This window comes from Devosia yakushimensis (assembly GCF_030159855.1).
GTDB classification, from domain to species: Bacteria; Pseudomonadota; Alphaproteobacteria; order Rhizobiales; family Devosiaceae; genus Devosia; species Devosia yakushimensis.
This window is the reverse complement of sequence record NZ_BSNG01000001.1, coordinates 3,237,346-3,259,516: the sequence shown is the minus strand read 5'-3', so window position 1 is coordinate 3,259,516 and position 22,171 is coordinate 3,237,346. Positions and strand designations below refer to the sequence as shown.

Here is a 22,171-nt window from a genome sequence, read left to right as displayed (position 1 = left end):
GGAGAACCTCACCCGGATCGTCTCGCCAGCATGGCAGTGCCGGTGAGAAGCAGTGTGGCAATATCCCGCCGCATCCACCGGATTCACCCTCCCCTTGACGGGGAGGGTCGGGGAGGGGTGTTGGAAGCCCCGGATCTCGGGGCAAACCCTACTGCGCGATAGCCTTGTTCCACTCTTCCACCCAGGCGGTGCGGAAGGCTTCGATGGTTGCCGGGTCGAACCGGATCAGGCCCGCCACGCCGGCTTCGCCATAGGCCACGTCCGCGGCCACGTCGTCGCTGAGTTCGGTCTTGGAATTGGTGGGCGAATAGCGCAGCGCTTCGGCAAAGCACTTCTGCGCCTCGGCCGAGATTTCGAGGTCGATGAACTTCAGCGCCAATTCGCTATTGGGCCGCCCGGCGACCAGGTTTGCCGTGATATAGCTGGCAGGCGTGCCTTCCTCGCCCTGGACGAACCCCGAGGGCAGCCCGGCTGCACGCAGCGTAAAGGCATAGTCCGAGGCGTAAGGCGCGATCCAGGCGTCGTTCTGGGCGAATTCCTGCTGGATTTCCGGCGACGTCGACACCACGATTGCCCCGGCCGCCAGCAATTCCTTGACTGCATCGAGCCCCGGCTGGACATTGCTGAGATCGCCGCCGCGCACCTGGTTGAGCATCAAAAAGCTCAGCATGCCATAGCCGTTGGAAATATCGGTCAGCACCAGGTGCTCGCCATATTCGGGGTTGAACAGGTCGGCCCACTTGGTCGGCGCGCTGGGCACCGCTTCGGTATTGTAGACCAGCCCGATAGCCGCGATCGAATAGGCCGGGCCCTGGCCATTGGCGAGGTCCTTCTTGGCGAAGTCGTAGAGGTCGGGTTCGTTGGTGAGGCTCGCCTTGTCGATCGGCGCCAGCAGCCCCTCAGCCGCTGCGACGATTTCCTGGCCGCCCGAAAAATGGATCACGTCGAATTGCGGCGCTGCCTTTTGGGCGCGCAGCTGGGCGAAGGCGTCGGCCGAATAGGCGGTGACGACATTGACCTTGGCGCCGGTTTCCGCTTCGAACGGGGCGATGACGCAGGCGCGATGCGCCTCTTCATAAGCGCCGCCGAAGGAATTGATGGTGAGCGTATTGTCCTGCGCGAAGGCAGTGCTGCCGAGCAGGGCCGAGATGCCCAGAACGGCTGTGCCGAGTGTTGTCTTCATTTGCGTTCCCCTTGCTGAATGCGTTTGGGCCGGGCGTTCTGCCCGGCCTGAAGCGTTAGAGCCGGCCGATTTCGACCGTCTTGGCGCCTTCGATGCGGATCAGGCGGCATTGTTCGGCCACCGCGTCCAGATTCTCGGTCATCTTGCCGAAATAGGTGCATGGAATCCAACCGGTGGGGCCGAACGTGCGGCCGCCCACGCCATAGAACATGCCGATTTCCCAGAACTCGCTCGGATCGATCTTGAAGAAGTTCTTGGGCTGATAATACCAGAGCAGCTCGCCCACTTCGGGGATGATGGTCTGGTTTTCCGGCGGCAGCGCGGTCGGGTCGAAATTGCGATGCGTCTCGGGCAGGCCCATCATGATCTCGGGGCCCGAGAACATGGCGTGAGTGGCCTTCCACTGGATCGGCGTTTCGAGCGCATTCCACAGCGCCTCGCAGGTCTTGGGGGCGTGGTCCCAATAAAGCGTAATGATGCCCTGCACATTGGCATCGACGAATTTGAGATAGAATTTCTTGTCGGACATAGTGGCCATAACTTGGTTGGACGCCACAATCAAAGGCCTTCCCGCGCCCCTGTCCAATTCCGATTCAAAATTCAATCGATAATGGATTTTTATCGGAGGACGGTAGTGACGGGGAAGATGGGAGGGGGCGTTGCGGGTCTGGAGCTTCGCCCCAACCTCACCCCAACCCCGATGTCATCCCGGCGCAGGCCGGGATCCATGTCCGTGGTACCCCGCTTGCATCCAGCGTGGGGATAACCTTCAGCATGGATTCCGGCCTGCGCCGGAATGACATCGTGGCGGATTGTGAGACCGGTCCTTCGCCCTAAGCGCGCAGCCCCGCATATTGCCGCGAAATCTCCCCCACATTCCGCCAGAACGCCAGATCATGCGCTCGTCCCTCGGGCCGCCATTCGGGGTGCCATTGCACCGCCAGCACCGGCGCCGCCGTGCCGGTTGATGACACGGCCTCCACCACGCCATCGCTGGCTCGCGCATTGACCACCAGTCCCGCGCCGAGCTTGCCAATGGTCTGGAAATGCACGCTGTTGACCGCCAGTTTCTTCTCCCCGGCAATCGCCGCCAAAGGCGTGCCGGGCACCACCTCCACCTCATGGCCATAGGCGAACATGGCGTCGAGCTCCGCCCCCTCGGGCGCATGGTGAAGCACCTGCTGGTTCGAGCCGTCGCGCTGGTCCACCAGCGTGCCGCCCAGCGCCACATTGATTTCCTGCAGGCCCCGGCAAATCCCGAACACCGGCTTGCCCGCCGCAATCGCCGCCGCGATCAGTGCGGCCGCCATCCCATCCCGCGCCGGATCGAATGGCGCGCGCCCCGCCGCCGCCCCATAGCGCGCCGGCTCGATATTGGAGGTAGCCCCCGTCAGCAGCAGCGCATCGAGCCGCCCCACCATCGCCGCCGCATCGCGAATATCCTCCAGCGCCGGACAGATTAGCGGCACCGCATCGGCATGACGCGCCACGGCATCAACATAGCGCGCCTTGACGATATAGGCGCCCTCGTCCTCGACAATATGGTTGGAAATAACCCCGATAACGGGTTTGGCGGAACTGGTCATGATGGCTGCGAATGGTTGAAGAGCACTGTCCTAAACGTCGGTTTGCCAACCCGTCCCGTCAAGCCGCACAATTCGCCAAACCGGACTGGACAGCGCCAGCGCAGCCCCCAAAATCACGCGCTCGCGCAAGCGCGCGAAAACCGCTACTTGCCCCGAAACCCTCCTCCCCACAGTTCTCCCTCGGGCTCGACCCGAGGGCCCAACACGGCACAAGTGGCGAGTGATCCTCGGGTCAAGCCCGAGGAAAGCGATTGATGATGGTGGCTGCATCGCGCCCTCAATCCAGCGGCAAATTCTCCTCCAGCCAGCGCTCGAACCGCGCCAGCACGGGATCATCTACCCGCTGCGGGGCCTTGACCAGATAATAGCCCCCCAGCCGCACCGTGCTGGTCAAAATCTCCACCAGCCGTCCATCGTCGATCTCCGCCCCCGCGGTGAGCCGCGTCACCAGCGCAATGCCTTGCCCCGCCAGCGCCGCGTCGAACCCCAGATTGGCGTCCCAGAGCCTTGGGCCCCGCAATTCCCCGCGCAGGGCAAACCCCATGGCCTCGAACCAGTCGGTCCATTGCTGCCGGCTCTCCTCGTGGATCAGCGGCGCCCGCGCCAGTTCGCTGAGGTCCTTGGGCGCGCCATGCCGTGCGATCCAGTCCGGGCTTGCCGCCGGAAACATGCGCGGCATCAGCAATCGTTCGGCCCCCGGCGGCAAGCGGTCGAAACTGCCAAAGCCGATCATCAGGTCGGCTTCGCCCGCGGCAAAGTCCGGCAGCCGGTCGATGGCCCGCAGGCTGAAATCGACATTGCCCATGGCCGCCTCGATCGCCGAGAGGCGCGGCGTCAGCCAGCGCGTCGCCAGCCCCGGCATGCACCAGATGCGCAAGGACGTTCGGCGCGAGGCCGGGCGCAACTCGGCCGCCGCATTGGCGATGATGCGAAAGGCCCGGCTGGTCGCGGCGAACAGCGCCTCGCCCTGTGCCGTCAGCACCACCCCCCGCGGCGTCGCTGTCACCAGGGCCTGTCCCAGCCAATGTTCGAGATTGCGCACATGCCGGCTCACCACGGTGTGGCTCACCCCGATATCGTCGGCCGCCTTGCGCATGCTGCCCATGCGGGCCACCGCCTCGAAGGCGCGCAGCATGATCAGGGGTGGCAGGTTCGGTCCATCGGCACTCATGAGTGGAAGCTTTAATGCACCACTCTGCCCAAATCAATCTGCTACTCCGATGCTACGCTGGAGGCTAACAGTCTGCTAACCAATTGCCCCTGTGAGTGACACAAATGCAGTCCAATGCTGCCCTGCAGAACCGCCGCATGGCCGCCATCCCGCGCGGTCTTGCCAATGCCTTTCCCGTTTATCCCCAGCGCGCCGAAAACGCCGAAATCTGGGATATCGAGGGCAAGCGCTATATCGATTTTGCCGGCGGCATTGCCGTGCTCAATACCGGTCACCGCCACCCCAAGGTGATGGCCGCCGTGGCCGCGCAGCTCGAGCGGTTCACCCACACCGCCTTCCAGATCCTGCCCTATGAGCCCTATGTGGAGCTCTGCGAAAAGCTCAATGCGCTGGCCCCGTTCAAAGCCCCGGCCAAGTCGCTGCTGCTTTCGACCGGCGCGGAAGCCGTTGAAAACGCAGTCAAAATCGCCCGCGCCGCTACCGGCCGTCCCGGCGTCATCGCCTTTAGCGGCGGCTTTCACGGCCGCACCACGCTGACCATGGCGCTCACCGGCAAGGTCGCGCCCTATAAGGTCAAGTTCGGTGTCGCCCCGCCCGCCATCTACCATCTGCCCTTCCCGGCGTCGAGCCATGGCGTCAGCGTTTCCGATACGCTCAAGGCGCTCGAAACCCTGTTCCGCGCCGACATATCCCCCAGTGACGTCGCCGCCATCATCATCGAGCCGGTGCAGGGCGAAGGCGGCTTTCTCCCCGCCCCCACCGAATTGCTGCAGACTCTGCGCAAAACCTGCGACACCCACGGCATCGTCCTGATCGCCGATGAAGTGCAGACCGGCTTTGCCCGCACCGGAAAAATGTTCGGCATCGAGCATTCCGGCGTCGAGCCTGACCTGGTGACCGTAGCCAAGTCGCTGGCCGGCGGCTTCCCGCTGTCGGGTGTCATCGGCCGGGCCTCCATCATGGATGCGGCCGAGCCGGGCGGGCTGGGCGGCACCTATGCCGGCAGCCCCGTCGCCTGCGCCGCGGCCCTCGCTGTCCTCGACGTCATCGCCGGGGAAGGCCTGCTGCAGCGCGCCGATATCATCGGCGATGAAATTCGTAAGTCATTGCAAAATATAGCGAATAATAAAAACGCCGTACCAATCGCGGCCATTCGCGGCCCCGGCGCCATGATCGCTTTCGACATTCTCGACCGCCAGGGCGCACCCGATGCCGCCGCGACCAAACGGGTCATTGCATCAGCGCTCGACGAGGGCCTCGTATTGTTGTCCTGCGGCATCCATGGCAACACCATCCGCGTTCTCAATCCGCTGACCATTTCCGACGCCGTGCTGGCCGAAGGCCTGGCCAAGCTCGAAAAAGCCCTTGTCGCGGCTCATATCGAATAGGAGGTCCCATGCGCGCCCTGACCGATCCGACCCTGTTGCGGTCGCAGAGTTTCATCAACGGCCAGTTCACCGGCGCGGCGAGCCTTCCGGTGACCAACCCGGCCAATGGCGAAGTTCTCGGCCATGTCCCCAATCACGGCGCCACCGAAGCCACGCTTGCCGTTGAAGCCGCCGCCGCTGCCTTCCACCCCTGGGCCGCCCGCACCGCCAAGGACCGCAGTGCCGTGCTGCGCAAATGGTTCGAGCTGATCATGGCCGCCCGCGCCGATCTCGCCACCATCCTCACCAGCGAACAGGGCAAGCCCTATGCCGAGGCCCTGGGCGAGATCGATTACGCCGCCTCCTATATCGAATTCTACGCCGAGGAAGCCAAGCGCGTGGCGGGCGAATTGCTGCCGTCGCACCGCGCCGATGCCCGCATCATGGTGCTGCGCCAGCCCATTGGCGTGGTCGCGGCGATCACCCCGTGGAATTTCCCCGCCGCCATGATCACCCGCAAGATCGCCCCGGCTTTGGCGGCCGGTTGCACAGTGGTGCTCAAACCCGCGCCCGAAACCCCGCTGACCGCCCTGGCACTGGCCGAACTGGCCCAGCGCGCCGGCTTTCCGGCTGGTGCGGTCAATGTGCTGACCGGCGATGCCATCGCCATTGGCGGGGTGCTGACCAGCCATCCCAAGGTGCGGTTGGTGGGCTTTACCGGCTCCACCGAAGTGGGCAAGATCCTGATGCGCCAGGCCGCCAGCACGGTCAAGAAAGTGGCGCTCGAACTGGGTGGCAACGCCCCCTTCATCGTCTTCGACGATGCCGATATCGATGCGGCGGTCGAGGGCGCCATCCTCTCCAAATTCCGCAATATGGGCCAGACCTGCGTCTGCACCAACCGCATCTACGTGCAGGACAAGGTGCATGACGCCTTTGTCGAAAAGCTCATCGCCAAAGTCCGCGCACTCAAGGTCGGCGACGGCTTTGCCGAGGGTGTGGTGCAGGGTCCGCTGATCACCGAGGATGCCGTGGAGAAGGTGGAAACCCACATTGCCGACGCCCTCGCCAAGGGCGCTTCGCTCGAGCTGGGTGGCAAGCGGCATGAACTGGGCCAGACTTTCTTCGAACCCACCGTGCTCACCGGGGTTACCGGCGACATGGTGCTGGCGCAGGAAGAAACCTTCGGCCCCCTGGCCCCGGTCTTCCGCTTCACCACCGAAGACGAGGTGATCGAAGCCGCCAATGCCACTGAAACCGGGCTTGCCGCATATTTCTATTCCCAGAACGCCGCAAGGCTGTTCCGCGTCATGGAAAGGCTGGAATATGGCATGGTCGGCATCAATACCGGCCTCATCTCCACCGAACTGGCGCCCTTCGGCGGCGTCAAGGAAAGCGGCAATTCCCGCGAGGGGTCCGCCCATGGCCTATTGGAGTTCACCGAGCTGAAATATGCATGTGTGGGAGGGCTTTAGGGCCGTCCTACCTGCACTGCTCCATCAACACCCACGATGTCATCCCGGCGCAGGCCGGGATCCATTCTGAAGGCTCTCCACGTCACCGAATGTGGGGATAGGGCACAGCATGGATTCCGGCCTGCGCCGGAATGACCCGGTGGTGGGGTGGGACTGTGCCACGACCTCGTGGTTCGACGGGCTCACCATGAGGTCTATTTTGGGATGGGGCTTTCAGTAGACCTCATCCTGAGCCTGTCGAAGGACGAGGTCGTGCCCCGAACTCCCCCTACGGCACCCCATCCGCAGCCAGCGTACAACCCGGCTTGCCATCCTCCCAGACGATCTCGATCGTCGAGTGGGCAATGCCATAATCCTTTAGCAGCGCCTGCTTGGTGGCGCGCGTGGTCGCCGCCGCATCAGCGCCCTGCGCCAGCGTGATTTCCAGCGTCGCGACCGGCTTGCCCGACGTGATCGACCAGACATGGATATGGCGCACGGCCTTGAGTCCCGGCACGGCGGCGAGGAGGCTCTTTTCCATATCCGCGATGGCCACATTGCCCGGCGTGCCTTCCATCAGGATATGCAGCGAGCCGCGGAACAGTTTCCACGCGCTGCGCAGGACCAATAGACACACAAAGACCGACAGGATCGGATCGATCGGCATCCAGCCGGTCAGCCAGATGACGATAGCGGCGACGATCGCGGCGACCGAGCCGAGCAGATCGCCCAGCACATGCAGCATGGCGCCGCGAATATTGACGTGCTCCTTGTCGCCCCGCGACAGCACGAAAAACACCGCGATATTGATGAAGAGGCCCAGCACCGCCACGATGAACATCGGTCCGGCCAGCACTTCATGCGGCGTCATGAAGCGCTGCACGGCCTCGTAGATGATCCAGGCAGTCAGCGCGAACAGTGCCAGCGCATTGACCAGCCCGGCAACCACTTCGAGCCGCATATAGCCGAAACTGCGCTTGCTGTCGGAAGCCCGGCGCCCGAAGCGAAAGGCCGACCAGGCGAGGAGCAGTGCGGCCGCATCGGTCAACATGTGCCCGGCATCGGCAATCAGCGCCAAGGAGCCCGAGAGCAACCCGGCCACCACTTCGGCAACCATGAAGCTCGCCGTCAGCACAAAGCCGATCAGCACGACCTTTTCATTGCCCGCGCTCACCGTGGGCGCATGGCTGTGATCGTGCCCTTCATGGTCATGATCGCCATGACTGGCGTGGTCATGACCAGCCGCACCATGGTTATCCCCGGCATGATCGTGGCCTGTATGATCATGGTCATGCTCGGGATGATCATGCGTACCCGGATTATGGGCCGGCCCTGTCCCTGCCATCGGCAATACTCCTCATTTCGTTCTCATATGAATACATGTTCATATGTAGAAATCAAGCGCGATGCCGGGTCAGGGCCGCGGTCAGGTGTCGCGCTCGTCCTCGGCCTCGCTGGCCACATGCTCTTCCATGGCGTGCTCGATCATATCGGCCAACATGCGCGCAATATGTTCGTCGGCCGCCTCATAGAAAACCTGCTTGTTGCGCCGCGTCCCCCGCACCAGGCGCGCCCCGCGCAGCAGCCGCAAATGGTGGCTGACCAGCGAAGGGGAGGCGGCGACCGCCTTGGCGATATCGCCGACGGCTATGGGTTGCGCGAGGCAGGCGAGCAGGACACGCAGCCGGGTCGGGTCACCCAGCAGGCGGTAGGTCTCGGCGATCACGGCGATCTGGCTGTCTGTGGGCGTGGCGGTCACGGAAACACTCAACGGAACATCCTGGGGCTTGCTGAAACAAAGAGATAAGGCGCTTTGCGGCATAGCACCAGCTTGTGGGCCTCCCGCCGAACGTGGCAGGGTGCGCCCAATCAATAATGCCGGGGGAGGCAGTCGATGAGCTTTCGTGCTCTGGTGACTGAAAAGGCCGAAGATGGGGCAATCACCTCATCGGTGCAGCAGGTGGATGAGGCGCGCTTGCCGGACGGCAATGTGACCGTCGACGTGCAATGGGCCGGACTCAATTACAAGGACGGTCTCTGCCTTACCGGCGCCGGTGGCCTGGTGCGGACCTATCCGCATGTGGCCGGCATCGATTTTGCCGGCATTGTGCGCGAAAGCGTCGACGAGCGCTATGCGCCGGGCCAGGCGGTGGTCTTGACCGGCTGGCGTGTGGGCGAGGTGCAATGGGGTGGCTATGCCCAATGCGCCAGGGTCAGCGCCGATTGGCTGGTGCCATTGCCCGAGGGATTGACCACGCGCCAGGCCATGGTCGTCGGCACGGCGGGCCTCACCGCCATGCTGGCCATCGACCGGCTGGAAGCTACGGGGCTGCGGCCCGATGCCGGCGAAGTGCTGGTGACCGGCGCGGCCGGGGGCGTCGGGTCCATCGCCACCTCGCTGCTGGGGCGGCTGGGCTATCAGGTGGCGGCGCTGTCGGGTCGTCCCGAACTTTCTGGCGCCCTGCGCCTGCTGGGCGCCAGCAGCGTCATCGACCGCAACGCCTTTCTCGGCGGTGCCGACAAGCCGCTCGAAAGTGCACGCTGGGCGGCCGCCATCGATAGCGTGGGCGGCAAGGTGCTGGGCAAGCTGCTGCGGCAGATCAATTATGGCGGGGCAGCCGCCAGTATCGGCAATGCCGGTGGCATCGAACTCGAAACCAATGTCCTGCCCTTCATCTTGCGCGGTGTCACGCTGATCGGCATCGATAGCGTCATGCAGCCCTATGCGACCCGCGTTGCGGCGTGGCAGCGGCTGGCCGAGCTGTTCGACTTCGCCGGCTATGACGAACTGGTCGAGGAAATCGGGCTCGAAGGATTGCCTGCCGCGGCGCAGCGGATTCTGGCCGGGGAGATCAAGGGCCGGGTGCTGGTGAAGGTGGGGTAGGGCGGGATACCCCTACCGATACCCCGCCGCCTGCAACTCGAACAGCTCCGCATAGCGCCCGCGCAAAGCCAGCAATTGCTCGTGCGATCCCGATTCCAGGATCGCGCCATTTTCTAGCACCAGTATCCGGTCGGCCATGCGCACGGTCGAGAAGCGGTGCGAGATGATCACCGCGGTCTTGCCGCTCGCCAGGCTCTTGAAGCGCGAAAACACCTCCGCCTCGGCCTTGGCGTCGAGTGCGGCGGTGGGTTCATCGAGAATGATGAGATCGGCATCGCGCATATAGGCGCGGGCAATGGCCACTTTCTGCCACTCCCCGCCGGAGAGATCGCGCCCCTTGTTGAACAGGCGACCCAATTGGGTGTCATAGCCGCCCGGCAATTTGCCGATGACCTGATCGGCAAGGCTCCGTTCTGCGGCGCTTTCGATGCGCTCCATATCGTGCTGGTCATCGATCCGCCCCACCCCGATATTCTCGCGCGCCGAGAGGCTGTAGCGGATGAAATCCTGGAAGATTACCCCGATATGGGCGTGGATATCCTCGATTGTCATATCCCGGAGATCGACGCCATCCACCGTGATGCGCCCCTCATCGGGGTCATAGAGCCGGGTCAGGAGCTTGACGATCGTGGTCTTGCCCGCCCCGTTTTCACCCACCAGGGCAAGCGTTTCCCCCGCATTGAGCGTGAAGGAAAGCCCGCGGATGGCCCAGTTTTCCGTATCGGGATAGCGGAAGCCGACATGCTCGAAAGTGATGCCCTGCCGGATCGGGCTGGGAAACGGCTTGGGATGGGCCGGCGGCAGAATGGTCGGCTCGATCTCGAAGAAGGAGAAGAGATCGTCCAGATACATCGACTGCCCGGCAATCTGGGTGAAGCCGAGCAGGATTTTCTGGAACAGGCCATTGAGCCGCAGGAACGAGCCCGACAGGAAGGCCAGATCACCGATGGAAAAATCCCCGATAATGGTGCGCCAGACGATGAAGGCATAGGCCCCGTAATAGGTCAGCGTCGAAATGGACGAAAAGATTGCGCCCCAGCCGGCTCGTTGGGTCGAGAGCTTGCGGTTTTCGAGAAAAATGGTGTGCGCCAGCCGCTTGAACCGTTCGATGAGAAAGCCGCCCAACCCGAATAGCTTGATCTCCTTGGCCGTATCGGCGCTCGAGCCGATATAGCGGATATATTCGAGCTCCCGCCGCTCCGGCGTGCGCCAGCGGTTCATGAAATAGGCCAGGGTGTTGAAGCGCGTTTCGCCCCAGACCGCTGGCACGAAGCTCAGCGGCAGCAACAGGATCAGCCAGGGCGCGTAGAAGAAGAGGCCCGCCGCCAGCGTCGCCACGGTGATGATATCCTGCGCCTGGCCGAACATCTGGCTCAAAAGCGCATTGCGTCCCGCTGCCTGGCGCCGCGCCCGCTCCAGCCGGTCCTGATATTCGGCCGATTCGAAATGCATGAGGTCGAGCCGGGCCGCATGGGTCATCAGCTCGACGCTGACCTGGTTGGAATGGAGCTCCGACAGCACCGCATCGGCGAGGCCCGTCGCGCGGGCCAGCAGGTCCGAGAGAATGACAAGCGCCAGTTCGAGCAGCAAAAGACCGATAATGGTGGTAAGCGCCCCGCTCGACCACCAATCGGCAAAGCCCGGTCCGGGTGCGGCAAGACCGGTAAGCCGCACCACTTCATCGATGATCAGCTTGCCGACATAGAGCATGGCGATGGGCTGCACCGAGGCGATCAGCCTGAGCCCGATACTGGCCGCGGTCAGTGGCCGGCTGGTGCGCCAGATCTGGGCAACCAGCCGCCCGAGATGGCGCAGATTGTCCAGCCGCTCGCGGAAAGTGGGTGCAGTCTCGGGCGAAAGCGGCCTGCGGCCGGAACGGTCGGTCATGGGCGGATGATAGAACGGGGAGGGGAAGGGGAGAAGGTGCTAGCGACCACGATGTCATTCCCGCGAAAGCGGGAATCCATTCTTCCCGTTCATGTGGAGCCCAGGGTGGATTCCCGCCTTCGCGGGAGGCCTTAATACCGCTGTGGCGCTGCCGGCTTATTCCCCATGATCGCCTCGATCTTCTCGATCACATCCGGGGTCAGCTTGTCCTTGGCATCGAGCGCCGAAAGATTGTCCTCGAGCTGGCTCTTGCGCGAGGCGCCCAGGATGACCGTCGAGACATATGGATTATCGAGGCACCAGAGCAAGGCCAGGTGGTGGATCGGCAGGCCGATATCCTTGGCCAGGGCCGCCAGCTGTTTGACCTTTGCAAGCCGCGCCTTGCCCTCCTCGCTTTCCCAGCTGTGCTTGAGCCATTCATAGCCGGGCAGGTTCATGCGGCTATCGGCGGGAATGCCGTCATTGTATTTGCCGGTGAGCACGCCCGAGGCGAGCGGCGACCAGATCGTGGTGCCCAGGCCCATCAGGTCATAGAGAGGGAGATAATCGCCCTCCACCTTCTGGCGGGTGAAGAGATTGTATTGCGGCTGCTCCATCACCGGCGGGGTGATCCGGAGATCCTTGGCCACGGCCCAGGCTTCGGTGAGCTGCTGGGCGCTCCATTCCGAAGTGCCCCAATAGAGCACCTTGCCCTGGGTGATGAGGTTATGCATGGCCCAGACCGTTTCCTCGATCGGGGTATCGATATCGGGGCGATGGCAGAAATAGAGGTCGAGATAATCCACCCGCAGGCGTTTGAGCGCAGCGTGGCAGGCCTCGGTCACATGCTTGCGCGAAAGACCTTTCTGGGTAGGCTTGCTGCCGCCCCAGAAGACTTTGGAGGAAACGGCATAGCTGTCGCGGCTCCAGCCCAGCTTTTCCAGCGCCGCGCCCATCAGGGCTTCCGATTCCCCCGCCTCATAGCCCTCGGCATTGTCGAAGAAATTGATGCCGGCATCATAGGCCAGCCCCATCAGCGCCATGGCCTCCTTCTCATCGACCTGCTTGCCGAAGGTGACCCAGCTGCCCAGCGAGACTTCGCTGACCTTGAGGCCCGATTTTCCAAGACGGCGATATTCCATGCTGCAGCTCCTCTGCGCGCCGCAACGCCGCGGCCGCGCCCTTCTCCGAATGTATCACTGGCTGATGCGCCGGGATTGAACCCAAGACCGGGCGGCGCGTTGGGTGAGCATAGCCAATCAAGGAGAGTTCGTCATGCTCAAGGATTTCGACTCTGCCGCGATCGTTGCGGTGACCGATATGGCCCGGGCCCGGCACTTCTACGAGCATGTGCTGGGACTGACCCTGATCCAGTCCGACGACATGGTCATGGAATTCAAGACCGGCCGCACCGGGTTGGTCGTCTACAAATCCGACTTTGCCGGCACCAATAAAGCCAATGCCGTGGTCTGGGGCGTGGGCGGGGAAATCGACTCCATCGTCGAATATCTCAGAAGCCGCGGCGTCACCTTCGAGCATTATGAAGGCATGGACCTGCGCGGCGATATCCACGTTGCCGGTGATTTCAAGATGGTCTGGTTCAAGGACCCCGACGGCAATATTCTGCATTTGAACAGCATGTAGGACGGGTCGTCCTTCTAAGGCCGCTCGCGCAGGAACCGGGCCAGATCATCGGTGATGTGGTGGACATGGGCGCTGCTGCCGCGGCCCAGTTCCCATTCGTCCACCTGCTCATGGGCGAAATCGGGGCCGGCCACCACCTGCACCGTGGCCATGCCCATTTCGTGCGGCACGACCAGGTTCTTTTCGAGATCGTCGAACATCACCGCCCGGGTCGGATCGACGCCATGGGTGGCGAAGAACCCGGCATAGGCCTCGCGATGCGGCTTGGGCACATAGGTCATGGCGCGGATGTCATAGACATGCTCGAACAAATCATCGCCACCCAGCCGGGCCAGCACCGAACGGGCATGGCCCACATCGCCATTGGTGAGGATGAATTTGCGCCCGGGCAATGCACCGATTGCCGCCACCAGGTCCGGATGCGCCTCAACCGGCGAATAGTCGATGGCATGGACACTGGAGAGGAAATGGTCGGGATCGACCTCATGCCGCTGCATGAGCCCGTTGAGCGTGGTGCCGAAATCCCGGTAATAGGTCTTCTGCAGCGCCCGTGCCGCCTCGAAATCGAGCTTGGTCAGGTCCATTACATAATGGGTGATGCGCACATCGATCTGCGCGAAGAGATTGCACTCCCGCGGATAAAGGGTGTTGTCGAGGTCGAACACCCAATCGGTAATGTGAGAGAGGCTGTGCAGGGGAGGCGTGAGATCGTTCATCGCCCCAATATAGTGCAAAACCGTGACGGTTTCACCTAACACTTCGGTGGGCGGCCCGCTCGGCGGACCGCCCGTTTGGTCTTACTGGTTGGCCGTAACGGCCAGGCCCAGCGCCGAGATCAGCCCGGCGGGATTGGCGGCGGCGGCCGTCAGCACCAGCAGGGTGGTCGGGTTTTCCGGCTTGACGGTGACTTCCAGGCTCTGCGGATCATCAAGGAAGGCCGAAACCGGCGGCACCACGACATCCTTGAGCGTGGGAATGCCGCTCTGGTCGAGCAGGGCGGGCAGCATGGACTTGAGACCTGCCGCAAAGGTCGCGCGATCGGCGCCGGACTGGCCGGCGAAGAAATCGAGCAGCTTGCCGGCCAGCGACGCATCGTCATAGCGCACCTTGGCCGAAACGATGGAAACCGCCTGCATCAGCTGCATGCCGGTCATCATCTGGGCCGATTGGGCCTCTTCGCTGGCGGCGTCGCCCGAGGCCATGGAAGCCTGCATCGCATAGATCTTGTCGAGCATTTCCGGGGTAACGCCGGTGACATCCAGATTGATATCGAGCGCGCCGACATCGGCGAAATCGAACAGGAACTGGTCCATCACCATATGCCCGTCGGCCATCGACCAGGTGAGGTTCTGCGTGATATCGCCCGAGACCGTATCAAGGCCCAGCTCATCGATGATCGCACCGGCGGCGGGATCTTCGTCCTTGACGCTGGTGAGATCGATCGTGATGCCGCTGACCGTCAGCTTGGAGGTGAGGTCGGTAATGGCCTCGCCCTGGGCCGGGGTAAAGGTCGAGCCGGCAACCACCGAATCGTAGGAGAGAACTTCCTTGCCGTCGCGCGTCAGCGAGAGCGGACCCGTGCTGATCGACTGCACCAATTGCAGCAAAGCGCCGGCCGGAACGGTCTCGCCGCCGGGCAGGTAGAGGCCTTCCATCTTGACGTCGGCAAGCGTGACATGGCCGCTCGGCTTCTTGGCGAATTCGGTATCGATGTCGGGAATGCTCACTTCGCGCACCATATAGCCGCCATCGGAGCGCTCGGTGACGCCCGAAAAGGTAATCTCGGTCGGGAAATCGAACGTATCGATGCCGGCAAGGCCAACCTTGACCCCATCGACAATGACGGTATCGCCCTCGACCCGGCCTTCGCCAAAGGCGAATTCATAGCCCATGGTCTTGTAGACCGTGGCCACCCGGTCCAGGAAAGCCTGGGCTTCCAGTGCCATGGAGGGCTGTACGACCCCGATCGTGGCGACGCTCGCCAGCAGCATCAGGCTTACTGTCTTGGTTATCCTCATCATTGTCTCCGGCTTGTTTGTCGATATTGTTGTATGGTTCCACAATGGAACGGCGGCCCCTGGGTTGCACATGGGTTCTAAGTGCTTCCATTGCAATCGATTATGGGCGGAAATGCGCCCGTAAATGCCGCTGCTGGTTTATCCGGGCATAATTGCAGCGACGCTTTCGTGACGAATTGGCCGATTATGCCCGTTCGTGATCGAGAAACTGCCGATAGGCCGGGTTGTCCGTTTCATCCCAATAGGGAAAGCCGATGGCATCGATATGGGCGATGAAATCGGTGCGCGTCTCGGCAGGAACCTGCACGCCCACCAGCACCCGGCCATAATCGGCGCCGTGATTGCGATAGTGGAAGAGCGAGATATTCCAGGCGTCGTGCAGCCCTTCGAGGAATTTGAGCAAGGCGCCGGGCCGCTCGGGAAACTGGAAACGAAAGACTGTCTCGTCCTCAAGGTCGTTGACCCGTCCGCCCACCATGTAGCGGACATGCAGCTTTGCCACCTCATTGTCGGTGAGGTCGATCACCTTGAGCCCGTGATTTTCCAGCAAGGTGATGATTTCGCGCTTTTCCGTGTCGCCCCGGCCGAGCTTGATGCCGACGAAAATCTTGGCCGTGCTGCCATGGGCGAAGCGATAGTTGAATTCGGTGATCGAGCGCTGGCCCAATAGGCGCATGAAGGCGCGATAGCTGCCGCGCTGCTCGGGAATTTCCACCGACAGCAGCGCCTCGGCCCGCTCGCCGATCTCGGCGCGTTCGGCCACATAGCGCAGCCGGTCGAAATTGACATTGGCGCCCGAATTGATGGCGATCAGCGCCCCGCGCGGCGCTTCGCCCCGCTCCACCTGCCGGCGCAGCCCGGCCAGCGCCAAAGCGCCCGCCGGCTCGGCAATGGCCCGCATATCGTCGAAAATATCCTTGATGGCGGCGCAGATTTCGTCGGCCGTGACGGTGACGATATCATCCAGCAGTTCCCGGCACAGCCGGAAGGTCTCCGTGCCCACCTGGCGCACGGCAACGCCATCGGCAAAGAGTCCGACCTGGTCGAGCGCCACCGGATGGCCCGCTTCTATGGCGGCCTTCATGCTGGCCGCTTCTTCCGGCTCGACGCCGATCACCTTGACCTCGGGGCGCAGGAATTTGACGAAGGCGGCGATGCCCCCGGCCAATCCCCCTCCGCCCACTGGCACATAGATGGCGCCCAGTTCGCCCGGATGCTGGCGCAGCAATTCCATGCCGATCGTGCCCTGGCCGGCAATCACATCGGGGTCGTCGAACGGGTGCACCACCACATAGCCATGCTGCTCGGCCAGTTCGGCCGCATGAGCCCGGGCCGCGTCGAACCCATCGCCGAACAGCACCACTTCCCCGCCCAGCCGGCGCACCGCCCCGATCTTGATCACCGGGGTTGTCGTCGGCATGACCACGATCGAGCGGATGCCCAGCCGTGTCGCCGAAAGGGCAACGCCCTGGGCATGATTGCCCGCCGAAGCGCAGATCACACCACGCGCCCGCTCGCTGGCGGTCAATTGCGCGATGCGATTATGCGCACCGCGAATCTTGAAGGAAAAAACCGGCTGCATGTCCTCGCGCTTGAGCAGCACTTCGGCGCCGAGGCGCGCCGACAAAAGCTGCATTTTCTCAAGCGGCGTTTCCTCGGCAACCTCATAAACGGACGAGGTGAGGATACGGCGGACATAGTCCTGCATGTGCGGCACTCCGATGGTCTGGCGGCAGCGAGAGGGGCTCCCAGATCATGCGCTTGTCAAGGCCGAGGCGCGTGGAAGCGTCAGCCGGTGCCGTCCTGCCGTCGAAATATTGGCGAGCGGGCTGAAGAAAGCGCCACAATGTGCCACTACTCTCGGTGCTGATATCAACGGCTATCTGCCAACAAGGACATTCCGATGCGCCTGCCGCTCACGCTTCTGCTTCTTGCCCTTCCCCAGATGGCTTTCGCGCAATCCTGCGGCGTGGATGTGCCGGCGGTTGAAAAGCGCATCGGCGAGTTGGAGTTATCCTATGACGATATCCTGTCCGATATCTCGTGCGATGCTCCCACCATTCCCGCCCATGTCCTGATGTGCGAGGCCGAATTCGGTCCTGCTCCCGAACTCTGGCGCATGGGGCGGCTCGACGACATTGCCTGGGTCTATGCGGTCGAGAATGCCACCGGGACCGAGACCGACCACACCAATCCGCCGCGCGACGAAAGCTTCATCGCTGCCCGCGATGCCTGCACCGACGAAGCCTGCCTCTGCGATCTGCTGATCGAGCACACCAATGGCAGCCTGGGCGGTGGCTCGCCCTATTACGAACAATAGGCAATGCGCGGGGCCCGATAAGGCCGGGTGAGGGGCCTAGCCAAGCTGGATGTCTCAGCCCTCTCCCTCCAGGGCGGGGATGGCGGCTCTAGGCTCCGGCCGGCTGAGGACAAAGAGGGCGCAGCAGAGCATTACGACCGCTACAAAAAGCCAGACCCAGATGCCGGGTCTCGCCGCGATCCAGAACAGCAGGAAGCCCACACTTATCCCCGCCACGGCCAGGCCCTTGTTCTTTCGGGAAATCGCGCCGTTTGCCCGCCAGTCTCGCACGGCTGGCCCGAGCCTATTATGGTTCAGCAGCCAGTCCTCGGCCCGTTTCGAAGATCGCGCAAAGCACCAGGCCGCCAGGATGAGGAAAATGGTGGTCGGCATGAGCGGCACGAAAATGCCGATAATGCCAAGCGCCAGCATCAGGGCGCCAAGGAGAAAAAAGAAGGGACGCAGAATTTCATTCACCGTTAGACATGCCAGGCCCTCGGCCTAGCACATATCCGGCGCGCGATCTTCAACCTGATTGGGCCGGCCGCTCCCCGGCACGGCTATGATTGCTGCCCGCGCCTAGTCGGGCGGCGGAAACAGGGACGACAGCAGGCCCTTGCGATCGGGCTCGGGCTGGCGTTCGGCTTCCGCTTCATTACGCTCCATCGTATCGGTCTTGTGCGGCTTGCCATCGGGGCCCCGCACGGTCATGGGCGCATCCGGCTTGATTGGCTTTCTGGTGACCATCTTTACCTCCCTGCTTCCCATAACGCCGGGCACGCAGGATTGTTCAATGGAAGGCCCGCGCGGCCATATTGCCGCGCAGGGACCGAAAGTGGCTAAGGCACGTTCTGGATGGTTTCGATCTTCACGTCAAAATCCTTGCACTCGTTATCTTTGCAGATGCCGGAAAGCCAAACCTGCCCGTCGCCGAACATGACGCCTTTGTAATTCACGAACAGGTCGGCGTATTTTTGCTCCGTGATCACCTTGGCGATGGCCGGCGTGATGATCCCTGCGTAATTCTCTTCGAACGTCTTTGCGCTTCGGATGTTGGTTTCCTTGCCATTGACCTCCACGCCAATAGGATAGTCCACCAGCTCGGCTACGCCCTTGGCATCTTGAGCCGCGACAGCTGTTTGGAGGGCCTCGATAGCGGCCTGGTATTTCGTGTGGTCGCCAAACATTTGATCCATCGTCTGGTTGACGACGGCATCATCGGCTGCGATCGGCGCCCCTCCTATGAGGACGAGTGCCAATGCCAGAAGTAAGTTTCGGACGCTCTTCATTTTCATTTCAGGATCATCCTTTGGTTATGCCACGTCGGTGCGGCAGCGAGTGGTTTGCACTCGCCGCCGGAACGCTATGCCAATGGTTCCCGGCGGGCAATGACGGCACCGAGCTGCACTTAACGACAAGTGCATTCACGGCGCCTCCGCTCTGCAGCACGCGCGCCCCTACGTCCGAAGTGTCGTTTTCGAGCCACCCGAAATGGCGCGCTACGGCTTCGCCCAGACAATTTCGGCGATTCTCAATCAATTGATTGATTGATACGAAAAACGGGTCTATAGGACCTGCGCCAGAATTGGAACACGCATGACCTTCGAACAGATCAACAGACGCGAAAGCGGCGAGGATCGCCGGCTCGCCATTGCGCAGGCAGCCCGGGCCATCATTGTCGAAAAGGGGCTCGAGGGCCTGCGCACCCGCGATATTGCGGCCCGTGTCGGTATCAATGTCGCCACGCTGCACTATCACGTGCCGTCCAAGGAAGCGCTGATTGCCCTCGTCGCCGAGACCATGCGCGACGACTTCAAGGCGCAATCCGCCCGCCGGCCCCGCGCCGGAAAATCGGCGCTTGAACGGTTGCGGCTCGAATTCGGGGATGCCATCGAGCTCGTCGAAGACATGCCCGAGCTGGTCTATCTCATGACCGAGCTGTCCGACCGTACCCGGCGCGATCCCGTCATCGGCGCGATCGTCAAGCCGCTCTATATCTTCTGGCGCGACCAGTTCGTTGAAATCTTCACCACCGGCCTCGCCGAAGGCGCCTTCCGGCCCGATCTCGATCCGGTCGCAGCCGCCGCTATCGTCACCGGCACCTTTGCCGATTCCTGGCGCAGTCAGGCGGATTCACCTGTTCCCTTGCAACAGGTCATTGCCGAACTGGAGCGTGCCTTTCTGCTCAATCCCGTTTCCTCCCAAGGACGCTAATCATGTCTACGCCCGCCGAACATCCCGCTCACGCCGCACCAGATCCGCGCCGCTGGCTTGCCCTGTTCATCCTGCTCATCGCCAATTTCATGAACCTGATCGATGTGACCATCGTCAATGTCGCCCTGCCTTCCATGCGTGAAGGGCTGGGCGCCACCGATAGCCAGATCGAATGGGTCATCGCCGCCTATGTGCTGGCCTTTGCCCTGGGCCTGCTGCCCTTCGGCCGGCTCGGCGATATTGTCGGCCGCACCCGCATGTTCCTCTGGGGCGTCACCGGCTTCACCGCGGCCTCCGCGCTTTGCGGCCTGTCGCCCAATATCGAATTCCTCATCGTCGCACGGGTGATCCAGGGGCTGGCCGGCGCTATGATGACGCCCCAGGTGCTGGCCATTGCCACCGTCACCTTCCCGTCCCATGAGCGCGGCCAGGCCTTTTCCCTGTTCGGTCTTTCGGCCGGCCTTGCCTCGGTCTGCGGCCCCATTCTGGGCGGCGTGCTGATCTCGGCCCAACTGTTCGGCATGGATTGGCAGCCGATCTTCCTGGTCAATATCCCGGTCGGCATTGCCGCCGTCATTGCCGGCTATTTCCTCATCCCGCGCCTGCCCGGCCATGCCGCGCTCAAGAACGATTATGTGGGTATCCTGCTCTTCGGCCTCGGCATGGTCGCGGTGGTGTTCCCCATTATCGAGGGTCGCGCCTATGGCTGGCCGCTCTGGGCCTTTGCCATGATCGCCGCCGGCCTCGTCCTGCTCGTGGCCTTCGTCTTCTGGCAGCGCGCCCGCTCCAGGGCCGGCCTGCCGCAATTGCTCAATTTCGACCTCATCGCCAATCGCGATTTCATGTTCGGCGCCTTTGTCATCACCGTCTTCTCCTCGGGTATTCCGGGCATGTTCATGGTGATTTCGATCCTGCTGCAATCGGGCTTCGGCTTTACCCCACTCGAATCGGGCCTCACCAATACGCCCTTCTCGATTGGCGTCTTGATCGCCTCGCTGATCGCCGGCCGCTTCGGCTCGCATTATCTGCGGGGGCGTCTGGCGGCAGCCGGAGCCTTCCTTGCCGGGGGCATCGGGGCCCTGCACTTCATCATCGCCGCCGCCGGCGACACCATCGATCACTGGACCTTCCTGCCCCCCCTGCTCATTGCCGGCATCGGCCTTGGGCTGGGCTTTTCCTCGCTCTTCCAGCTCGTGCTGGCCAATGTGCCCCATCGCGATGCCGGGGCCGGTTCGGGGGCTTTGCAGGCCTTCCAGCAGGTGGGTGGCGCCCTGGGCGTGGCGCTGGTGGGTGAAATGTTCTTCGGTTCGCTCGCCGCCGGTTTTGCCGCCGGCAACGCCCAGCATGCGGTCTTCGCCGATGCCGCCAGCTTTGCCCTCTGGTACCAGGTGGCGAGCTTCCTGCTGGTCCTCTTGCTGGTGCCCTTCTTCAAGAAGGGCGGCGGCCAGGGACAGGGCGCTCCTGCCCGGCACGTGCCCATCGAGGCATAAAAGCAAAGGCCGCCCACTGGGCGGCCTTTTCATTCCGGCCGGGCGTGGCCCTCTAGCGTACGATCAGCGTACCGGCACCGAACTCGGTGAACAGCTCCACCAGCACCACATGCGGCATCTTGCCATTGAGGATCACGACGCCCTCCACGCCATTGTCGAGCGCTTCGAGGCACGTTTCCACCTTGGGGATCATGCCGCCCGAAATCGTGCCATCGGCAATCAATTCCTTGGCTTCGCGCACCGACAGTTCGGGAATGAGCTTGCCATCCTTGTCGAGCACGCCGGGCACGTCGGTCAGGAACAAGAGGCGCTTGGCGCCGAGCGAGCCGGCAATGGCACCGGCAAAGGTATCGGCATTGATATTATAGGTATTGCCGTCGCGGCCTGGCGCCACCGGGGCAATAACCGGGATCATTTCCGAGCGCGCCAGCAGGTCCAGCAGCGTCCGGTCGACCTCGACCGGCTCGCCCACAAAGCCCAGATCCAGCACCCGCTCGATATTGGAGCCGGGGTCCTTGATCTTCTTTTCGGCCTTTTTGGCAAAGACCATATTGCCGTCCTTGCCGCAAAGGCCGATGGCCCATTCCCCTTCGGCGTTGATCAGCGCCACGATTTCCTTGTTGATCGAGCCGGCCAGCACCATTTCGACGATTTCCATCGTGCGCGCATCGGTGACGCGCAACCCGCCCTCGAACTTGGATTCGATGCCGAGGTTTTTCAGCATGGAGGCAATCTGCGGCCCTCCGCCATGCACGACGATGGGATTGACCTTGGACTGCTTGAGCAGCGCGATATCGCGCGCAAAGGCCTGGCCAAGCTGCGCATCGCCCATGGCGTGGCCGCCATATTTCACCACGACCGTCTTGCCCTCATAGCGCTGCATATAGGGCAGTGCCTGGGCCAGAATGCCAGCATCGTGGGAGAACCGGTCGGTGGAAGGCGTATCCTGTGTCATGGGTGGACCCAATCCCCTCTCAAGGCGGCATAAGATAGAC

Annotated in this window: 23 protein-coding genes; 7 read left to right on the top strand and 16 right to left on the bottom strand. The window is 62.8% G+C overall.

What is annotated here, in order from left to right:
* Positions 1–148: 148 nt before the first annotated feature.
* From QQL79_RS15775 to QQL79_RS15760, 4 genes are all read right to left on the bottom strand, one after another.
* Entirely contained in the window at positions 149–1,183 is a 1,035-nt protein-coding gene (locus tag QQL79_RS15775; RefSeq protein ID WP_284392513.1) for an ABC transporter substrate-binding protein, read from the bottom strand.
* A gap of 55 nt (positions 1,184–1,238) precedes the next feature.
* On the bottom strand, positions 1,239–1,712 hold the full coding sequence (locus QQL79_RS15770) for a DUF3830 family protein (protein ID WP_284392511.1): 474 nt from the start codon (positions 1,710–1,712) through the stop codon (positions 1,239–1,241).
* Positions 1,713–2,016: 304 nt separating this feature from the next.
* Positions 2,017–2,769, bottom strand: a complete 753-nt coding sequence (locus QQL79_RS15765) for a gamma-glutamyl-gamma-aminobutyrate hydrolase family protein (RefSeq protein WP_284392509.1) — start codon at positions 2,767–2,769, stop codon at positions 2,017–2,019.
* Between the two features lie 277 nt (positions 2,770–3,046).
* Positions 3,047–3,940: a LysR substrate-binding domain-containing protein gene (locus tag QQL79_RS15760; RefSeq protein ID WP_284392507.1), complete on the bottom strand. Its 894-nt coding sequence runs from the start codon at positions 3,938–3,940 to the stop codon at positions 3,047–3,049.
* A 104-nt stretch (positions 3,941–4,044) separates the two neighbouring features.
* Between QQL79_RS15760 and gabT the strand changes: the two genes are divergently transcribed.
* Positions 4,045–5,328 carry a 4-aminobutyrate--2-oxoglutarate transaminase gene (gabT, locus tag QQL79_RS15755; protein ID WP_284392505.1) on the top strand — a complete coding sequence of 428 codons (1,284 nt, stop codon included), beginning with the start codon at positions 4,045–4,047 and terminating at the stop codon, positions 5,326–5,328.
* An 8-nt stretch (positions 5,329–5,336) separates the two neighbouring features.
* Entirely contained in the window at positions 5,337–6,782 is a 1,446-nt protein-coding gene (locus QQL79_RS15750; protein WP_284392502.1) for an NAD-dependent succinate-semialdehyde dehydrogenase, read from the top strand.
* A gap of 268 nt (positions 6,783–7,050) precedes the next feature.
* Here QQL79_RS15750 and QQL79_RS15745 read toward each other — a convergent pair whose 3' ends face one another.
* The 3 genes from QQL79_RS15745 to QQL79_RS15735 form a co-directional block, all read right to left on the bottom strand.
* Positions 7,051–7,935 (bottom strand): cation diffusion facilitator family transporter, encoded by an 885-nt coding sequence (locus QQL79_RS15745; protein WP_284392500.1) that lies wholly within the window; start codon positions 7,933–7,935, stop codon positions 7,051–7,053.
* Positions 7,932–8,054 carry a hypothetical protein gene (locus QQL79_RS15740; protein WP_284392499.1) on the bottom strand — a complete coding sequence of 41 codons (123 nt, stop codon included), beginning with the start codon at positions 8,052–8,054 and terminating at the stop codon, positions 7,932–7,934. Before QQL79_RS15740 ends, QQL79_RS15745 begins: the two co-directional genes overlap by 4 nt.
* Positions 8,055–8,187: 133 nt before the next feature.
* Positions 8,188–8,532 (bottom strand): ArsR/SmtB family transcription factor, encoded by a 345-nt coding sequence (locus tag QQL79_RS15735; protein ID WP_284392497.1) that lies wholly within the window; start codon positions 8,530–8,532, stop codon positions 8,188–8,190.
* A 123-nt stretch (positions 8,533–8,655) separates the two neighbouring features.
* Between QQL79_RS15735 and QQL79_RS15730 the strand changes: the two genes are divergently transcribed.
* The gene (locus tag QQL79_RS15730) at positions 8,656–9,645 is read left to right on the top strand and encodes an MDR family oxidoreductase (RefSeq protein WP_284392495.1); all 990 of its coding nucleotides are present in this window, start codon (positions 8,656–8,658) and stop codon (positions 9,643–9,645) included.
* A gap of 12 nt (positions 9,646–9,657) precedes the next feature.
* On the opposite strand, the gene QQL79_RS15725 is transcribed toward QQL79_RS15730, so the two are convergent.
* Positions 9,658–11,532 (bottom strand): ABC transporter ATP-binding protein, encoded by a 1,875-nt coding sequence (locus tag QQL79_RS15725; protein ID WP_284392493.1) that lies wholly within the window; start codon positions 11,530–11,532, stop codon positions 9,658–9,660.
* 131 nt (positions 11,533–11,663) lie between these two features.
* Positions 11,664–12,653, bottom strand: a complete 990-nt coding sequence (locus QQL79_RS15720; protein WP_284392491.1) for a potassium channel beta subunit family protein — start codon at positions 12,651–12,653, stop codon at positions 11,664–11,666.
* A 133-nt stretch (positions 12,654–12,786) separates the two neighbouring features.
* Here QQL79_RS15720 and QQL79_RS15715 point away from each other — a divergent pair, with 133 nt between their 5' ends.
* Positions 12,787–13,155, top strand: coding sequence for a VOC family protein (locus QQL79_RS15715; protein WP_284392489.1), 369 nt, complete (start codon positions 12,787–12,789; stop codon positions 13,153–13,155).
* Between the two features lie 14 nt (positions 13,156–13,169).
* Here the strand turns inward: QQL79_RS15715 and QQL79_RS15710 are convergent, their stop codons facing one another.
* The 3 genes from QQL79_RS15710 to ilvA form a co-directional block, all read right to left on the bottom strand.
* Entirely contained in the window at positions 13,170–13,871 is a 702-nt protein-coding gene (locus QQL79_RS15710) for a pyrimidine 5'-nucleotidase (protein WP_284392488.1), read from the bottom strand.
* A gap of 81 nt (positions 13,872–13,952) precedes the next feature.
* Positions 13,953–15,173, bottom strand: a complete 1,221-nt coding sequence (locus QQL79_RS15705; RefSeq protein WP_284392487.1) for an aq_1923 C-terminal domain — start codon at positions 15,171–15,173, stop codon at positions 13,953–13,955.
* A 184-nt stretch (positions 15,174–15,357) separates the two neighbouring features.
* The gene (gene ilvA, locus QQL79_RS15700; RefSeq protein ID WP_284392486.1) at positions 15,358–16,881 is read right to left on the bottom strand and encodes a threonine ammonia-lyase, biosynthetic; all 1,524 of its coding nucleotides are present in this window, start codon (positions 16,879–16,881) and stop codon (positions 15,358–15,360) included.
* Between the two features lie 195 nt (positions 16,882–17,076).
* On the opposite strand from ilvA, the gene QQL79_RS15695 reads away from it, so the two are divergent.
* Positions 17,077–17,493, top strand: a complete 417-nt coding sequence (locus tag QQL79_RS15695; RefSeq protein ID WP_284392484.1) for a hypothetical protein — start codon at positions 17,077–17,079, stop codon at positions 17,491–17,493.
* A gap of 54 nt (positions 17,494–17,547) precedes the next feature.
* Here the strand turns inward: QQL79_RS15695 and QQL79_RS15690 are convergent, their stop codons facing one another.
* From QQL79_RS15690 to QQL79_RS15680, 3 genes are all read right to left on the bottom strand, one after another.
* Complete coding sequence (locus QQL79_RS15690; protein ID WP_284392482.1) at positions 17,548–17,949, bottom strand: YbaN family protein; 402 nt, start codon at positions 17,947–17,949, stop codon at positions 17,548–17,550.
* 102 nt (positions 17,950–18,051) lie between these two features.
* Positions 18,052–18,219, bottom strand: coding sequence for a hypothetical protein (locus QQL79_RS15685; protein WP_284392480.1), 168 nt, complete (start codon positions 18,217–18,219; stop codon positions 18,052–18,054).
* A gap of 92 nt (positions 18,220–18,311) precedes the next feature.
* Complete coding sequence (locus tag QQL79_RS15680; RefSeq protein WP_284392478.1) at positions 18,312–18,767, bottom strand: hypothetical protein; 456 nt, start codon at positions 18,765–18,767, stop codon at positions 18,312–18,314.
* Between the two features lie 301 nt (positions 18,768–19,068).
* Here QQL79_RS15680 and QQL79_RS15675 point away from each other — a divergent pair, with 301 nt between their 5' ends.
* The gene (locus QQL79_RS15675) at positions 19,069–19,686 is read left to right on the top strand and encodes a TetR/AcrR family transcriptional regulator (protein WP_284392476.1); all 618 of its coding nucleotides are present in this window, start codon (positions 19,069–19,071) and stop codon (positions 19,684–19,686) included.
* A 2-nt stretch (positions 19,687–19,688) separates the two neighbouring features.
* Positions 19,689–21,176: a DHA2 family efflux MFS transporter permease subunit gene (locus QQL79_RS15670; RefSeq protein ID WP_284392474.1), complete on the top strand. Its 1,488-nt coding sequence runs from the start codon at positions 19,689–19,691 to the stop codon at positions 21,174–21,176.
* Positions 21,177–21,228: 52 nt separating this feature from the next.
* Here QQL79_RS15670 and argB read toward each other — a convergent pair whose 3' ends face one another.
* Positions 21,229–22,131 carry an acetylglutamate kinase gene (argB, locus tag QQL79_RS15665; protein WP_284392472.1) on the bottom strand — a complete coding sequence of 301 codons (903 nt, stop codon included), beginning with the start codon at positions 22,129–22,131 and terminating at the stop codon, positions 21,229–21,231.
* Positions 22,132–22,171 lie beyond the last annotated feature (40 nt).

What these genes read in the sequence shown, in the direction of transcription:
- QQL79_RS15725 (WP_284392493.1), bottom strand. Translation starts at nt 11,532, where the DNA reads ATGACCGACCGTTCCGGCCGCAGGCCGCTTTCGCCCGAGACTGCACCC.
- QQL79_RS15770 (WP_284392511.1), bottom strand. Translation starts at nt 1,712, where the DNA reads ATGTCCGACAAGAAATTCTATCTCAAATTCGTCGATGCCAATGTGCAG.
- QQL79_RS15685 (WP_284392480.1), bottom strand. Translation starts at nt 18,219, where the DNA reads ATGGTCACCAGAAAGCCAATCAAGCCGGATGCGCCCATGACCGTGCGG.
- QQL79_RS15710 (WP_284392488.1), bottom strand. Translation starts at nt 13,871, where the DNA reads ATGAACGATCTCACGCCTCCCCTGCACAGCCTCTCTCACATTACCGAT.
- QQL79_RS15680 (WP_284392478.1), bottom strand. Translation starts at nt 18,767, where the DNA reads ATGAAAATGAAGAGCGTCCGAAACTTACTTCTGGCATTGGCACTCGTC.
- QQL79_RS15775 (WP_284392513.1), bottom strand. Translation starts at nt 1,183, where the DNA reads ATGAAGACAACACTCGGCACAGCCGTTCTGGGCATCTCGGCCCTGCTC.
- QQL79_RS15705 (WP_284392487.1), bottom strand. Translation starts at nt 15,173, where the DNA reads ATGAGGATAACCAAGACAGTAAGCCTGATGCTGCTGGCGAGCGTCGCC.
- argB (WP_284392472.1), bottom strand. Translation starts at nt 22,131, where the DNA reads ATGACACAGGATACGCCTTCCACCGACCGGTTCTCCCACGATGCTGGC.
- QQL79_RS15750 (WP_284392502.1), top strand. Translation starts at nt 5,337, where the DNA reads ATGCGCGCCCTGACCGATCCGACCCTGTTGCGGTCGCAGAGTTTCATC.
- QQL79_RS15730 (WP_284392495.1), top strand. Translation starts at nt 8,656, where the DNA reads ATGAGCTTTCGTGCTCTGGTGACTGAAAAGGCCGAAGATGGGGCAATC.
- gabT (WP_284392505.1), top strand. Translation starts at nt 4,045, where the DNA reads ATGCAGTCCAATGCTGCCCTGCAGAACCGCCGCATGGCCGCCATCCCG.
- QQL79_RS15675 (WP_284392476.1), top strand. Translation starts at nt 19,069, where the DNA reads ATGACCTTCGAACAGATCAACAGACGCGAAAGCGGCGAGGATCGCCGG.
- QQL79_RS15760 (WP_284392507.1), bottom strand. Translation starts at nt 3,940, where the DNA reads ATGAGTGCCGATGGACCGAACCTGCCACCCCTGATCATGCTGCGCGCC.
- QQL79_RS15670 (WP_284392474.1), top strand. Translation starts at nt 19,689, where the DNA reads ATGTCTACGCCCGCCGAACATCCCGCTCACGCCGCACCAGATCCGCGC.
- QQL79_RS15720 (WP_284392491.1), bottom strand. Translation starts at nt 12,653, where the DNA reads ATGGAATATCGCCGTCTTGGAAAATCGGGCCTCAAGGTCAGCGAAGTC.
- QQL79_RS15695 (WP_284392484.1), top strand. Translation starts at nt 17,077, where the DNA reads ATGCGCCTGCCGCTCACGCTTCTGCTTCTTGCCCTTCCCCAGATGGCT.
- QQL79_RS15715 (WP_284392489.1), top strand. Translation starts at nt 12,787, where the DNA reads ATGCTCAAGGATTTCGACTCTGCCGCGATCGTTGCGGTGACCGATATG.
- ilvA (WP_284392486.1), bottom strand. Translation starts at nt 16,881, where the DNA reads ATGCAGGACTATGTCCGCCGTATCCTCACCTCGTCCGTTTATGAGGTT.
- QQL79_RS15765 (WP_284392509.1), bottom strand. Translation starts at nt 2,769, where the DNA reads ATGACCAGTTCCGCCAAACCCGTTATCGGGGTTATTTCCAACCATATT.
- QQL79_RS15740 (WP_284392499.1), bottom strand. Translation starts at nt 8,054, where the DNA reads ATGACCATGATCATACAGGCCACGATCATGCCGGGGATAACCATGGTG.